Here is a 15,228-nt window from a genome sequence, read left to right on the forward strand (position 1 = left end):
TAATCATATTGAATTTTGCTGTTGAATTATTATTACTCTAATAGATTACGAGAATTAATAGAATCTAGCCTGAATAGGCGCTAGGTTCTTTTTTATGGAGAAAAGATTCGGAGTTAATAAATATATACAAAAAATTTTAAAAATTCACTTTTTGTAAAAAGTGTGACGAAAGAGTAAAAAGGTAACATCAATAAGGATGAAAGCGATTGCAATAAATCCAGGTTTTCTGAATTGTATAAAAAATTCAAAAAATAGTGTTGACGTTCCTGTTCATTTCGTACTATGATAACAACAATTTAGTACACCACATCACTCAAGCGACATTTTGATGTGAGCTTAAAAGGTGTAAAAACATTCGATACTTTCTAATCATAAAATTTCGAATATTCGAAAATTATATAGAAAATCGAACATATAAAAAACAGCTAGAGTAAAAGCATTACGTTGAGGGGCGTTTAAAATGAGAAGTGATATGATTAAAATGGGAGTTGACCGAGCTCCGCACCGTAGTCTTTTATACGCTACAGGTAAAGTAAAGGCGAGAGATCTAGAAAAGCCATTTATCGGTGTATGTAATTCTTATATTGATATTATTCCAGGCCATGTGCACTTGCGAGAATTCGCGGACGTAGTAAAAGAGGCCATTATTGAAGCAGGCGGGATTCCATTCGAATTCAATACAATTGGAGTTGATGATGGAATTGCAATGGGTCATATCGGGATGCGCTATTCATTGCCATCACGTGAAATTATTGCCGATTCAGCAGAAACGGTTATTAACGCACACTGGTTTGATGGAGTGTTCTACATACCAAACTGTGACAAAATTACACCCGGTATGTTAATGGCAGCTGTTCGTACAAATGTTCCTTCAGTATTCGTATCAGGAGGACCAATGGAAGCAGGTACTTCTTCTTCAGGTAAAACATTATCATTAACGAGTGTTTTTGAAGGGGTCGGTGCACATAAAGCAGGTACGATGACTGCTGAAGAGCTGCTTGATATCGAGAACAATGCATGTCCAACATGCGGTTCTTGTTCGGGAATGTTCACAGCTAACTCAATGAACTGTTTAATGGAAATGCTGGGCTTAGCATTACCTGGTAACGGTACAATTGTTGCAACAAGCGAAAAACGTAAAGAACTGATTTACGAAGCAGCGAAACATTTAGTACGCATGATCAAAGAAGATGTAAAACCACGTGACATTGTTACAAAAGAAGCGATTGATGATGCTTTTGCTCTTGATATGGCAATGGGCGGATCTACTAATACAGTGCTTCATACACTGGCAATTGCCAATGAAGCAGAAATTGACTATAACATTGAAGATATTAATAAAGTAGCAGAACGTGTACCTTACATTGCTAAAATTATGCCGGCATCGGACATTTCGATGGATGACATTGCAAAAGCTGGAGGTGTTCAGGCGATTATTAATGAATTAACAAAAATTCCAGGGGCAATTCACCCTGATAGACCAACAATCGCAGGTGTTTCAATGCGAGAGCTTGTGAAAGATTATGAAATTACTAATGAACGTGTCATTCGCACAAAGGATAATCCATATAGTGCTGTAGGCGGACTTTCCGTATTGTTCGGAAATATTGCTCCTGAAGGATCGGTAATTAAAGTAGGAGCAGTTGATCCTTCGATTAAAACCTTCACAGGCGAAGCAATTGTATTCGACTCACAGGAAGAAGCTCAACAGGCAATTGATGAAGGCTTAGTTCGAGAAGGACATGTAGTTGTCATTCGTTATGAAGGTCCAAAAGGCGGTCCGGGTATGCCGGAAATGCTGGCACCAACTTCTGCGATTCAAGGGCGCGGGCTAGGAACGAAAGTTGCTCTCATTACAGATGGCCGTTTCTCAGGTGCATCGCGCGGTATTTCAATCGGCCATATTTCTCCGGAAGCTGCTGAAGGTGGTCCGATCGCATTAGTCGAAAATGGCGATACAATTATTATTGATTTGCCAAGCAGAACAATCAATTTACAAGTTTCCGACGAACTTCTTGCAGAACGTCGTCAAAACCTAAAACCATTTGAACCAAAAATTAAGCGCGGCTGGTTGGCACGTTACTCTGCTTTAGTAACAAATGCTTCCCAGGGCGGCGTAATGAAAATATAATTTGAATACTTTAAAACGTTGATGAGGTTAAAGGATATAGAGTCTTGTATCTACCAGAGAGCCGGTATTGGTGGAAGCCGGCGATACAACTATATCCGACATCCCCTCGGAGTGAGCTATTAAACGCATTCGCTATTAGATAGCTCCGGGCATATTCGAATTGCTCGTTATTAATGAACTGTTCTCTTTGTTTTGTTGCACAAATTTCCTAAGGTGAATTTTGAAATAAAGAGGCTCAGACGGTTCGCGAGGTAACTAGATGCACACTGTTTCTTTTAGAAGCACATGTACATCGATGTTATAAATGAGGGTGGTACCATGAAAAGTCTTTTTCATCCCTACGTAAGAGGTTTTCTTTTGCGTGCGGAGAAAAAGGCTTTTTCTTTTTACCAATTTATAAATAAATGACTTCACATATAAAGTTTTGAAAAAGGAAGGAGAAATTACTATGAGTGCAAACGTTTCATTAAATCAAGAAATCGAAAAGCCCGAAGAACAACAAGTAACAAAACCGAGAGACGGTGCGGATATTTTAGTGCAGGCACTGCATGAACAAGATGTTGATATTATTTTCGGTTACCCTGGTGGGGCAGTATTACAAATTTATGATGCACTTTACCGAAATCCGATTCGTCACATTCTGACACGCCACGAACAAGGGGCGATCCATGCGGCAGAAGGATATGCACGTGTTATGAATAAACCGGGTGTAGTAATTGCGACATCTGGACCAGGAGCGACAAACCTCGTAACGGGAATTGCCGATGCGATGATTGACTCGATTCCATTAGTTATTTTTACAGGGCAGGTTGCCACATCCGTTATCGGTACAGATGCATTCCAGGAAGCGGACATTATGGGAATCACAACACCGATCACAAAACATAACTATCAGGTGCAGGACGTAGCTGATATTCCTCGTATCGTAAAAGAGGCATTCCATATTGCCAATACAGGACGTAAAGGACCGGTTGTCATTGACTTCCCGAAAAATATCTCACAAACAGTGTTCCTGGATGAAATTAAAGCTCCTGATGATATTTATTTACCAGGTTATCAGCCGACAACGAAACCAAATTATCTTCAAATCCAAAAGGCAATACAAGCATTAAGTTTAGCTAAAAAACCTTTAGTGCTAGCAGGTGCCGGGGTATTATTCGCAGATGCACGCGAACAATTGACAGAATTTATTGAAAAATACAATTTACCAATTGTTAATACATTACTTGGTCTAGGAAGCATTCACGGACAGCATAAACAATTCTATGGAATGGCTGGGATGCACGGTTATGCAACTGCAAATGACGCGATTACAAAATGCGACTTATTAATTAATATCGGTGCACGCTTTGATGACCGGTTAACTGGAAATTTAGCAACATTTGCACCGAATGCTACGATCATCCATATCGATATCGATCCGGCAGAAATCGGAAAGAATGTACCAACTGATATTCCGATTGTTGCAGATGCAAAAGAAGCATTATTTGCACTGTTGAAAAAAGATTTCCAAGGGCCGGATACGACAGAATGGATCTATTACTTAAACGATAGCCGTGATAAATATCCACTTTGGTATGAAGAAGCAGGGGAAGAAGTTTTACCGCAGCAGGCAATTGAAATTCTTCATAAATTGACGGATGGTGATGCAATTGTCACAACGGATGTTGGACAGCATCAAATGTGGGCAGCTCAATACTATCATTTAAATAATCCGCATAACTGGGTAACATCAGGCGGTTTAGGAACGATGGGCTTCGGTTTCCCGGCAGCAATCGGTGCACAATTTGCGAAGCCTGAGAAAAAGGTTATTTCAATTGTAGGAGATGCCGGCTTCCAAATGACAAACCAAGAGCTTGCATTACTTAAAGAATTCAACTTACCAGTAAAAGTAGTTATCCTTAACAACAGCTGTTTAGGAATGGTACGTCAATGGCAGGAAACTTTCTATGACGAACGTTATTCACAAAGCTTAATGCCTATCCAGCCGGACTTCGTAAAACTTGCCGATGCATATGGCATTAAAGGATACCGCATTGACAATTTAGCAGAAGCAGAAGCAATCTTTGACGAAGCGATCAATTCGGATGAACCGGTTGTAATCGACTGCCGAGTGAAGCAACTTGTTAGCGTATTCCCAATGGTTGCACCTGGTAAAGGATTACATGAAATGATTGGAGTGAAGAAGCCATGAAGCGAGTGCTTACAGTAACAGTAATCAACCAAAGCGGCGTATTGAACCGAGTGACTGGCTTATTAATGAAACGTCAATTCAATATTGAATCGATTACAGTAGGTCATACGGAGCAACCTAATTTTTCGAAAATGACGTTCATCGTCCATGTTGAAGATGAGAATAAAATCGAACAATTAATCAAACAGCTTTCGAAGCAAATTGATGTATTAAAAGTAAACGATATTACAGAAAAAGCAATCGTCCTTCGTGAGTTGGCACTTATTAAAGTAGTTTCACCGCCAAACCTGAGACTGGAAATGAATGCAATTGTGGAGCCATTCCGTCCGCAAGTTGTCGATACATCAAAAAATGTTGTGACATATGAAGTAGTTGGTCACCCGGAAAAAATCGATGCATTTATCGAATTACTCCGTCCATATGGTATTAAAGAATTAACACGTACAGGTGCAACAGCAGCGATCCGAGAAGCACAAAAAATCGAAAGCCCGCAATTATCGATTTTAAAATAAGTACTAAAAATATCAAATGAAAGCTAGATAACATTGGTTTTAAACAGGGTGGAGGATGTCATCTGAAGCCCGAATTACAAAATAAAAAAACATTCACTTAATTGGAGGAAATGAAAATGTCAAAAATGTATTATGAAAACGAAATTAACGAGCAAGTATTACAAGGGAAAAAAATCGCGATCATCGGTTATGGTTCACAAGGCCATGCTCATGCGCTTAACTTAAAAGAATCAGGTTTTGATGTAGTAGTAGGTATCCGTCCAGGTAAATCATATGATGCAGCAAAAGAAGATGGCGTAGAAGTTAAGTCTGTAGCAGAAGCTGCTGCAGAAGCGGATGTAATCCAAATCCTACTTCCGGATGAGCGTCAAAAAGCAGTATATGAAGCTGAAATAGCACCACATTTAACACCAGGTAAAGCGTTAATGTTCGCACACGGTTTCAACGTACACTTCGGTCAAATTCAACCACCAGCAGATGTAGACGTATTCCTAGTAGCTCCAAAAGGCCCAGGACACTTAGTACGTCGTCAATTCACTGAAGGCGCTGGCGTACCAGGATTATTCGCAATCCATCAAGATGCGACAGGTCAAGCTCGTGATTTAGCTCTTGCATACGGTAAAGGAATTGGTTCAGCACGTGGCGGATTACTTGAAACTACATTTGCTGAGGAAACAGTTACAGACCTATTCGGTGAGCAAGCAGTACTTTGCGGCGGTACAACTGAACTCGTTAAAGCAGGTTTCGAAACATTAGTTGAAGCAGGTTACCAACCAGAATTAGCTTACTTTGAAACATTACACGAACTTAAATTAATCGTTGACTTGATGTTCGAGGGCGGTATGGCGACAATGCGCTACTCAATTTCTGATACAGCAGAATGGGGCGATTATGTTTCAGGCCCACGTATTATCGACGCATCAGTAAAAGCTCGTATGAAAGACGTATTAACTGATATCCAAGACGGTACATTTGCGAAACGCTGGATCGCTGAAAACGAAAACGGTCGTCCTGAATATACAAAATTCAAAGAAGCTGGCGCAAACCATCAAATTGAGGAAGTTGGCGAAAAATTACGTGCTATGATGCCATTCATCAACCAAGGAAAACAAAAGGTAACAGTGAAATAATATGAGAAAAATTGACATTTTTGATACAACATTGCGCGACGGAGAACAATCGGCTGGAATTAACTTAAATACAGCAGAGAAAGTAGAAATCGCAAAACAACTAGAGCGTTTAGGTGTCACAATCATTGAGGCGGGATTTCCTGCCTCATCTCCTGGGGACTTGGAGGCGGTATCGTTAATCGCAAAAACAGTGAAGAATTCAATCGTCACAGGTTTAGCACGTGCTGTTAAAAGCGATATCGACGCAGTTTGGGAAGCAATTCGCCATGCTGAGCAGCCACATGTTCATACATTTATCGCAACAAGCCCGATTCATATGGAATATAAGCTTAAGAAAAATCCAGACGAAGTAATTGAGCAAGCTGTTACTGCGGTAAAGTATGCCAAGGAAAAATTCTCACTTGTAGAATTTTCTGCAGAAGATGGTTTCCGTTCAGACAAAGAATTTTTAGTTCGTATTTGCCAGGAAGTTATTAAAGCTGGTGCAACAACGATTAATATTCCAGATACTGTTGGTTACGCATCACCGGAAGAATACGGCGCTTTATTCCGTTATTTGCGTGAAAACGTGATTGGTGCAGAAAAAATCAAATTCTCTGCACATTGCCATGACGATTTAGGAATGGCAGTTGCAAACTCATTGGCTGCAATAGAAAACGGTGCAGACCAAGTAGAATGTACGATTAACGGTCTAGGTGAACGTGCAGGAAATGCCGCATTAGAAGAAATCGGTGTTGCCCTACATATTCGTAAAGACTTCTACGGTGTCGAAACTGGCTTGAACTTAAAAGAAATTAAACGTACCTCACAGATGGTAAGTCGTTTAACAAACGTAGTCATTCAACCGAACAAAGCGGTTGTCGGTAAAAATGCATTTGCACATGAATCGGGTATTCACCAGGATGGTGTACTGAAAAATCCAGAAACATACGAAATCATTTCACCGGCACTGATCGGTGAAGACGATATCCCGTTAGTTTTAGGAAAACATTCAGGCCGCGCAGCATTCCGTGACCGTGCTGATACAATGGGCTTCCAGCTGTCGGATGAAAAACTGAACAAAGCTTTCGCTGAGTTCAAAAAATTAGCGGACCGTAAAAAAGAAGTAACAGAAGAAGATTTAACAACGATTTTAACTGAGCAGCAAGTTTCAATAGAAGATGTTCCGTTATTTGAACTTAAATCGGTTCAAGTTCAATACGGCACAGAAAACATTCCGACAGCTACTGCATCAGTTATGACTCCTGAAGGTGAGTTGAAAACAATCGCCTCAACAGGATCAGGATCAGTAGAAGCCATTTTTAATACACTTGAACAGCTTGTTGGAGGTAAAGTCAATATTTTGGACTACCGAGTACAATCAGTCGGTAAAGGACGCGATGCACTTGGAGAAGCGGTCATTAATTTAAAATATAACGGCTATACATCAACAGGACGTGACTCAGCACAAGATGTGCTGGAAGCAAGCGCAAAAGCGTATTTAAATGCCGTAAACAGACAATTGATCCAACAGCAAGTACGCGATAAACAGGCAATTACGGTTTAATAGAATAATAAGGTTGTTCCCGTAAAGGAAAACAACTAGCAAGCTCATTATAAGAACAATAGCGCCATCTTAATTGGTGGCGCTTCTACATCAAGTTACTTCACGTAGAAAGAAAGGTGTTTTACAAATGGAAAAGAAAATTACAGTACTACCAGGTGACGGCATTGGTCCAGAAGTTGTTGCAAGTGCAGTAAAAGTATTACAAGTAATCGGGAAACGTTTTAACCATACATTTCATTTAAACTATGCGGCAATCGGCGGAGCTGCAATTGACCAGTACAATAATCCATTACCGGAAGAGACAATTGCAATGTGTGAAGCAAGTGATGCCATTTTATTAGGCGCAGTAGGTGGTCCGAAATGGGATAACAATCCCCCGGCATTGCGTCCGGAAAAAGGTTTACTAAAAATCCGCAAGCACTTTGATTTATTTGCGAATTTACGTCCTGTGAAAGCATTCCCAAGTTTACTTGCATCTTCTCCATTAAAGCGCGAAGTTGCGGAAAATGTAGACTTAATGATCGTCCGTGAACTAACAGGAGGGCTATACTTCGGAGAGCCACGTAAAAAAACAGATGCAGGTGCTATTGATACATGTGTGTATTCCCGTGAAGAAATCGAACGTATTGTCGAAAATGCATTCGAATTAGCACGTTTACGCCGAGGAAAGCTTTGCTCGGTAGATAAAGCAAATGTACTGGATACATCACGTTTATGGCGTGAAATTGTAGAAGAAAAGAAAAAGCAGTACCCAGATGTAGAAACAGAACACAACTTAGTTGACTCGGTGGCTATGAAACTGATTACTAACCCGGGTCATTATGATGTCATCGTTACAGAAAACTTATTCGGCGACATTTTAAGTGATGAAGCTTCTGTTATTACGGGGTCACTTGGTGTATTACCTTCTGCATCAATTCGCGGCGATAATTTTGGACTTTATGAGCCTGTACATGGTTCAGCACCTGAAATCGCAGGCCAAGGTGTTGCGAATCCGGCAGCAACAATTCTTTCAGTAGCAATGATGCTTCAATATTCATTCGGCTTAAAAGAAGAAGCTGCAGAAATCGAACGTGCTGTTGCAGCCGTATTCGAAGATGGCTACTACACAGCCGATTTAGCTCAGGAACATACGCGTACATTATCAACAGAAGAATGGACTGAAAAAGTACTAAACGAAATCGATGCAAGCTTCGTATCGGACAGCATTATGATTTCATATAACTAATTTCAATCGAATGAAAACTGTTGATGATTTTGGATATCAACATTATATATGGTTAAGGAACGGTGAGAACTATGGGGAAAAATATTATTGAAAAAGTGTGGGAACAGCATGTCGTACATCGTGAAGAAGGAAAGCCGGACTTACTTTATATCGACCTGCATCTAATTCATGAAGTGACAAGTCCTCAAGCATTCGAAGGACTACGCCTGGCAGGACGAAAAGTGCGTCGTACAGATTTATCGTTCGCAACTATGGATCATAACGTCCCTACAAAAAACCTGCCGACAATCAACGATCCAATCGCAAAAAAACAAATTATGACACTGGCTGAAAACGCAAAAGAATTCGGAATCGAATTAGCGGATATCGGTCATCCGGATCAAGGGATTGTCCACGTTATTGGACCTGAATTGGGTCTTACACAGCCCGGTAAAACAATTGTTTGCGGAGATTCACATACAGCAACTCACGGTGCATTCGGCGCAATCGCATTCGGAATCGGCACATCGGAAGTAGAGCATGTACTTTCGACACAAACATTATGGCAATTAAAGCCGCCAACAATGGAAATCCGTGTTAACGGTGAACTTGGCGTTGGTGTAACAGCAAAAGACATCATTTTAGCAATCATTGCAAAATGGGGAATCGGTGTCGGGACAGGACATATCGTAGAGTATACAGGTGAAGCAATCCGCAAGCTTTCTATGGAAGAACGTATGACAATCTGTAATATGTCGATTGAAGCAGGAGCAAAAGCTGGTCTGATTTCACCGGATGAAACGACAGTTGAATTTTTACGCGGTCGCCGTCATGTTCCCCAAGGAGAAAGATTTGAGGAAGCAGCAAAATACTGGTTAAGTCTTGCTTCTGATGCAGATGCAGCATATGATGTTGTCCTTGAGATTGACGCACAGGAAATTGAGCCGATTGTAACATGGGGTACAAATCCAGCGATGGGTGTCGGCGTTTCGAAAACAGTTCCTACAGCTGCTGATTATGACAATGATACAGATAAATCCGCTTTAAACAAAGCACTGAAATACATGGATTTACAAGAAGGGCAAAAAATTACGGATATTGAAATTCAACATGTATTTATCGGATCTTGTACAAACTCCCGTATTAACGATTTACGTGCAGCCGCTGAAATTGTAAAAGACGAAAAGCTTGCACCGGGTGTTAAAGGGATTGTAGTTCCTGGTTCTTGGTCGACAAAACGCCAGGCAGAAGAAGAAGGTCTACATCAAATTTTCCTTGACGCCGGCTTTGAATGGCGCGAATCAGGCTGTTCTGCTTGCTTAGGGATGAATGAAGATGTCATTCCGGCAGGTGAACGTTGTGCTTCAACATCTAACCGTAACTTTGAAGGACGTCAAGGTGCAGGTGCACGCACACATCTTGTATCACCAGCGATGGCAGCCGCAGCTGCGATTCACGGACGTTTTGTCGATGTTCGTAAGCTACAAAAGCAGGAAGCATAAGGAGAGATCAGCATGAAACCGATTAATATAGTAAACAGTATTTATGCACCACTTGACCGTAAAAACGTCGATACAGACCAGATCATTTCGAAAGAGTTTTTAAAGCGCATCGAACGCACAGGATTCGGACAGTTCGTATTTTATCACTGGCGTTTTGATGAAAACGGCAATCCGATCGAGGATTTTGTGTTAAATAAACCAGAGTATACAAACGCAGAAATTTTAGTTGCACAAGATAATTTTGGCTGTGGTTCATCACGTGAACATGCACCGTGGGCAATCCTTGATTACGGATTCCGAGTTGTCATCGCACCAAGCTTTGCGGATATTTTCCATAATAACTGTTTCAAAAACGGTATTTTACCGATTAAATTAACGGAAAGCGAATGTGACGAACTTTTAGAAAAAGGTTTAGCAGAAGCACAGGCAATTGAAGTTAATTTAGAACAGCAAACAGTTACTACAGGTTACGGTAAAACGTATTCATTTGAAATCGATCCATATTATAAACAAATGTTATTAAATGGATGGGATGAAATTTCTCTTACATTCCAGTATGAAGAGCAAATTGCAGCATATGAGAAAAACCGTGTAGCATATTAATCTACAAGCCTCTTACTTTGTGGTTATCCCTTAGTAAGAGGCTTTGTCTTATTTTACCGGTTGCTGTGTCAATTTTCCGGTGCTATAATTTTCTTCATTGTTTTAAGTATCGGGAGTGTAACATTGAAAAATTTATGGGTTTGGATAGGCATAATATTTATTATCGGATTTATTATTAGCTACTGGATGTTTATCGTTGGAGCAGTTGTATTGTATTATTCGGTTAAGAAACTTATAAAGTATTCTAAAGAAAAAAAGAAACAAAGAATCTTAGAAGCCGAACAACTGCTAATTAGTGAAAATCAGTCAACTATTGAGTATAAAATGGAAAGACTGCTTATATTGACGAATAATATTGATCAGAATGGTTTTAAGCGTCAGCTATATAAAAATAAGCAACAGCTTGATTTAAGGGATTACTGGTATAAATATTTGGATTTGCGTGCAAAGCTTATTTTAAACGATACGCCAACTTATCGTGAAGAAGAAGTATTGCATATTATGTGTGATGAACTGCTAATTCGAATGGATAACTTGGAAATTGAAGTAACAGATGCGGTGAAAAAAGAATTTATCGAAGAAAATTTAACACCATTGCTAAAAGATGTAGTGGAAATCATGGAAGATATCAACCCAGTAAAAACAATTAATATGGATGCATACCGCTTATTGAAAGCGAATAATTATTAGACTGGAAAAGCCAATCTCCTTAGAGATTGGCTTTTTTTATATTTATTAACCAAATTTAACCTTTCTTGAATATTATTTCTCATATTGGACATTCTATAAAAAAGTTTAGCTGAGATTGGAGAAATACTATGTCTTCGGAAGAGAACATTAAGTGGATTAATGAACAATTCAAAGATACAAATGAATTAACGATGAAGACGCTGGAAGATGATGATAAGAAAGCCGAGCTGTTTTACATAAAGCCGCTTATCGATGTGGAATTGCTTCAACAAATTGTCATTAAACCTTATTTTGAAATGCATTCCGAAACGAAATTCATTCGATATCTGAAAGCTTTGCCTCAATTTCAGGACAGTAAGTCGAAAGAACAGCTGACAGAAGAAGTTTTAAACGGCAATGTGCTTATTTTAATACAAAACAAGTTTTATCTGCTAGATTTGAAATTTTCTTTCAATGACCAGGCCAATACGGCATCCGTTGAAACTACAATACATGGTTCGCAGCTAGCATTAAGCGACAATATCGCAACCAATATCAATCTAATTCGATCGGATTACCATCAGCCGACATTGTTTGTTGAATATTCCACGACAGGACAAGTAAACAATCATAAATTAGCTATCATATACGATAAAGAAAAAGTAAATGAAAATGTGCTCAACATCATCATCGAGAAACTGCAGCAAGTTGATAAGCAAGTTATTACTTCCGCGGTTCAGCTGAGTAACTATTTAAACAACAAAAAGTTTTCGTTATTCCCTCAAATGATTATGACCGAACGTCCGGATCGGATTATCTATAATCTGTCTGGAGGAAAGGTGATATTGATGGTGGATGGAAATCCCCAGGCTTTGATTGCTCCTGTATATTTCTTTGATTTCATGACATCGATGGAAGACAATTACCATTCATTCTTCATTTCATTTTTTCTTAAATTTCTTCGCTATACGGGGTTATTCATAAGTCTTCTTTTACCTGGTCTATATATTGGGATCACATCCTTTGCACCGGAAGTATTCAGGACTGAGCTAGCACTGACGATTGCCGGAAGTCGTACAGGTGTTCCATTTTCTTCGTTTGTGGAAGTATTGTTCATGCTGTTTTTTATGGAAATGCTCCTGGAAGCGAGTATCCGATTACCGAAAACCATCAGTGCAACTGCTACGACTGTTGGGGGGTTAATTTTAGGGTCTGCGGTAACGGAAGCATCACTTGCATCGGATATTATGATTATTATCGTTTCCGCAGTAGCGATTTCTACTTTTGTCATTCCGATTAATGAGATGGCATTTTCAATCAGGGTAATCCGTCTTTTATTTATATTTGCAGCAACAGTCTTCGGTTTGGCTGGATTAACAGTAGGTCTGTATGCATTTATTATGTACCTAGTAAGCATCGACAGCTTCGGCGAGCCTTACCTGAAATTTAATCGGAAAAAGAAAAACAAGGTGGAGGCGGGTGAAAAAACTTGAGCCGGTTTTATTATTATCTAATAATTATCAATATGATGGCAAACATCATTGCATCGGTTCCTGCAATTCTGCTGCATTTTCATAAAGAAGGTACTTTAATGGCAATGATTCTTTCGATTGCAGCAGGAGTTGTCATTGTAACGATCTATACAAAGTTTTTCATTTCTTATCCCGGAAAGACATTACCGGAACTGCTGGAAAAAACGACTTCTAAATGGTTTTACCTGCCGTTCGTATTTTCTCTTGCCGTCCTTTGGTTTATAGCAGGGCTTATTACACTAATTACATTTACATTTTTGCTCATCCGCTACTTAAGCCCGGAAATGCCAATTGTCCAAATTTGTTTGACGCTCATATTGGCAGTGATTTTTGGTGCCTTAATGAAAACTGATCGCGTGCTTTATACGGTGGAGATGATTTTAATTATTACCAGTCCGTTGATTCTTTTCATATTTTACAAGGCATATAGCAGCCCTAGCCTTAATTGGGATTTTGTTATGGAGGCTGTCTTATATATTAACCAACTTCCAAACTGGCATTCATTTTCCGCTTGCTTCTTTTTATTTTTGGGTGCCGCGAACTTATTTATCTTCAATCGGTATTTTACGGATAAACAGACATTCGGTTTTAAACAGATAATGGTGATTCTCTTTATATGTGTGGGTACATTATTTACAACTTATTTTATACCGATTGGCTTTAATGGTTTTGAAGGAATTAATGACCTTGTCTATCCATGGATATCGACGACTGATTCGATTAAAATGGATTATTTTATTATTGAACGGGTATTGTTTATGTTTTTATTGTTTTATCTAGGAATAGCCTTTTTAAGTATTTTGATCCACTGGCACGCATCGATGGAGTTTCTGAAATTTGTTTTCAAGCTGGAAAATATTAAATTTAAAGAAAGAACTATTGGCATATTTTTACCTCTGCCCATTTTTACTGCCATTTCTTTATATCTAGCTAAGGAATTAACTGAATACCAGCTGTTTCGGTATACGAGTTATTTTTATGATGCTCTGGTCTTTATATTTCCTAGTATGATTCTAGTCTTTATGCACATTAAAAGGAGGATGAAAAATGAAATACCTACCTCCAAAAATTAATGCAAGTATTGTAATTTTGATATTTAGTACATTTTTATTGTCAGGCTGTGCCTTTAAAGATATTGACAAAAGTGTATTTGTAGCAATGATCGCCATTGATACATCAGATGATGAGGAAAAACCGTACAAAGTTACATTAAAGCTCTATGAACCAACAGGCTCATTTAAAGAGGCAACTGAACCTGAGTATTCGTATCTAACGGAAAATGGCCAATCATTATCGGAAGCGATTCGAAAAATGGAATCCTATTCGGACAAGGAACTTGAATTTGGGCATTCAAAGCTGATTGTCCTAGGTGAAGAACTGGTAAAAGAAAATAAAAATAAAGAGATTATGGACTTTTTGCTGAGAAGAGCCGATATACAAATGATTTCCTGGATAACTGTAGGAAGACCAACAGCTGAAGAAGTCATTAAAATGGTTCCGCAAGGGGAATCTGCTGCATACCCCGAACTCTTTAATTATTTTGAAAATAACGGGACAAATACTCCTTATATTGTAACGACCCACTTATTTAAATTCAGAAGAAATATGAAGGAAAATGGGATTGATACCGTATTGCCGATTATTGAAATGAATAAGGAAGCCGAGCATTTTGAAGTGAATAAATCTTTACTGATCGCACAAAATAAAGAACCTCATGAATTGAATCTGTTAAATACAATGATTTATAATATGCTGACCAGGAATACGGATGCTAATCTACTGATAAACGAAAACGGCGATTATTTTATCGCATATATTGATTCAATAAAATCTAAATATGAAGTGAATATAAAAGATCAGCATGATATAAAACTCGATTTGCAAATAAATTTAAACGGTTCGATATCAGAATCGAAAAAGCCTATGAAAAGTAAAGATCTTCCATTATTTAATGAGGAATTAAAAAAAGAGTCAGAAGATAAAATTACAAAGTTTGTGATGGAAATGAAAAATCTTGGCTACGATCCACTTGGTTTTGGCATAAATTACAAAGCTAAGGTACTTCATAATCGGCGAATGACTGATGCGGAATGGATGGAAGCATACAAAAAAGCAAAAGTAAACGTAACTGTCGTACCAGGATTAAAAAGTACCGGATCAATTCAATAAAACATTCTTCGGGGATATAAGGCTAAACAAAAG

The 15,228-nt window shown here is 38.8% G+C and carries 12 protein-coding genes; all 12 read left to right on the plus strand.

Annotated features, from left to right (window positions below; all coding sequences use genetic code 11):
- The first annotated feature begins 460 nt into the window (after positions 1 to 460).
- The 12 genes from ilvD to ABS917_RS12295 all read left to right on the plus strand — a co-directional run bounded on the left by ilvD (position 461) and on the right by ABS917_RS12295 (position 15,195).
- Positions 461 to 2,131: a dihydroxy-acid dehydratase gene (ilvD, locus tag ABS917_RS12240; protein ID WP_350479239.1), complete on the plus strand. Its 1,671-nt coding sequence runs from the start codon at positions 461 to 463 to the stop codon at positions 2,129 to 2,131.
- A 448-nt stretch (positions 2,132 to 2,579) separates the two neighbouring features.
- Positions 2,580 to 4,325 carry a biosynthetic-type acetolactate synthase large subunit gene (gene ilvB / locus ABS917_RS12245; protein ID WP_350479240.1) on the plus strand — a complete coding sequence of 582 codons (1,746 nt, stop codon included), beginning with the start codon at positions 2,580 to 2,582 and terminating at the stop codon, positions 4,323 to 4,325.
- Positions 4,322 to 4,837 (plus strand): acetolactate synthase small subunit, encoded by a 516-nt coding sequence (gene ilvN, locus ABS917_RS12250; protein WP_008403681.1) that lies wholly within the window; start codon positions 4,322 to 4,324, stop codon positions 4,835 to 4,837. The genes ilvB and ilvN overlap by 4 nt, the downstream gene beginning before the upstream one ends.
- Positions 4,838 to 4,953: 116 nt before the next feature.
- The gene (ilvC, locus tag ABS917_RS12255) at positions 4,954 to 5,967 is read left to right on the plus strand and encodes a ketol-acid reductoisomerase (protein WP_079526917.1); all 1,014 of its coding nucleotides are present in this window, start codon (positions 4,954 to 4,956) and stop codon (positions 5,965 to 5,967) included.
- Between the two features lies 1 nt (position 5,968).
- Positions 5,969 to 7,513 carry a 2-isopropylmalate synthase gene (locus ABS917_RS12260; RefSeq protein ID WP_350479241.1) on the plus strand — a complete coding sequence of 515 codons (1,545 nt, stop codon included), beginning with the start codon at positions 5,969 to 5,971 and terminating at the stop codon, positions 7,511 to 7,513.
- 127 nt (positions 7,514 to 7,640) lie between these two features.
- Complete coding sequence (gene leuB / locus ABS917_RS12265; RefSeq protein ID WP_340801312.1) at positions 7,641 to 8,741, plus strand: 3-isopropylmalate dehydrogenase; 1,101 nt, start codon at positions 7,641 to 7,643, stop codon at positions 8,739 to 8,741.
- 71 nt (positions 8,742 to 8,812) lie between these two features.
- On the plus strand, positions 8,813 to 10,222 hold the full coding sequence (gene leuC / locus ABS917_RS12270; protein ID WP_350479242.1) for a 3-isopropylmalate dehydratase large subunit: 1,410 nt from the start codon (positions 8,813 to 8,815) through the stop codon (positions 10,220 to 10,222).
- Positions 10,223 to 10,234: 12 nt separating this feature from the next.
- Positions 10,235 to 10,825 carry a 3-isopropylmalate dehydratase small subunit gene (gene leuD, locus ABS917_RS12275; RefSeq protein WP_350479243.1) on the plus strand — a complete coding sequence of 197 codons (591 nt, stop codon included), beginning with the start codon at positions 10,235 to 10,237 and terminating at the stop codon, positions 10,823 to 10,825.
- A gap of 123 nt (positions 10,826 to 10,948) precedes the next feature.
- Entirely contained in the window at positions 10,949 to 11,515 is a 567-nt protein-coding gene (locus tag ABS917_RS12280) for an ABC transporter substrate-binding protein (protein ID WP_350479244.1), read from the plus strand.
- Between the two features lie 128 nt (positions 11,516 to 11,643).
- Positions 11,644 to 12,987, plus strand: a complete 1,344-nt coding sequence (locus ABS917_RS12285; protein ID WP_350479245.1) for a spore germination protein — start codon at positions 11,644 to 11,646, stop codon at positions 12,985 to 12,987.
- Positions 12,984 to 14,099: a GerAB/ArcD/ProY family transporter gene (locus ABS917_RS12290; RefSeq protein WP_350479246.1), complete on the plus strand. Its 1,116-nt coding sequence runs from the start codon at positions 12,984 to 12,986 to the stop codon at positions 14,097 to 14,099. The genes ABS917_RS12285 and ABS917_RS12290 overlap by 4 nt, the downstream gene beginning before the upstream one ends.
- Positions 14,074 to 15,195, plus strand: coding sequence for a Ger(x)C family spore germination protein (locus ABS917_RS12295; protein WP_350479247.1), 1,122 nt, complete (start codon positions 14,074 to 14,076; stop codon positions 15,193 to 15,195). Before ABS917_RS12290 ends, ABS917_RS12295 begins: the two co-directional genes overlap by 26 nt.
- Positions 15,196 to 15,228 lie beyond the last annotated feature (33 nt).

Origin of the sequence: Solibacillus sp. (assembly GCF_040273735.1) — a bacterium.
Classification (GTDB): domain Bacteria; phylum Bacillota; class Bacilli; order Bacillales_A; family Planococcaceae; genus Solibacillus.

Bases quoted from the DNA above. Each gene is read 5' to 3' on its own strand.
- ilvD (WP_350479239.1), top strand. From the start codon at position 461: ATGAGAAGTGATATGATTAAAATGGGAGTTGACCGAGCTCCGCACCGT.
- ilvB (WP_350479240.1), top strand. From the start codon at position 2,580: ATGAGTGCAAACGTTTCATTAAATCAAGAAATCGAAAAGCCCGAAGAA.
- ilvN (WP_008403681.1), top strand. From the start codon at position 4,322: ATGAAGCGAGTGCTTACAGTAACAGTAATCAACCAAAGCGGCGTATTG.
- ilvC (WP_079526917.1), top strand. From the start codon at position 4,954: ATGTCAAAAATGTATTATGAAAACGAAATTAACGAGCAAGTATTACAA.
- ABS917_RS12260 (WP_350479241.1), top strand. From the start codon at position 5,969: ATGAGAAAAATTGACATTTTTGATACAACATTGCGCGACGGAGAACAA.
- leuB (WP_340801312.1), top strand. From the start codon at position 7,641: ATGGAAAAGAAAATTACAGTACTACCAGGTGACGGCATTGGTCCAGAA.
- leuC (WP_350479242.1), top strand. From the start codon at position 8,813: ATGGGGAAAAATATTATTGAAAAAGTGTGGGAACAGCATGTCGTACAT.
- leuD (WP_350479243.1), top strand. From the start codon at position 10,235: ATGAAACCGATTAATATAGTAAACAGTATTTATGCACCACTTGACCGT.
- ABS917_RS12285 (WP_350479245.1), top strand. From the start codon at position 11,644: ATGTCTTCGGAAGAGAACATTAAGTGGATTAATGAACAATTCAAAGAT.
- ABS917_RS12295 (WP_350479247.1), top strand. From the start codon at position 14,074: ATGAAATACCTACCTCCAAAAATTAATGCAAGTATTGTAATTTTGATA.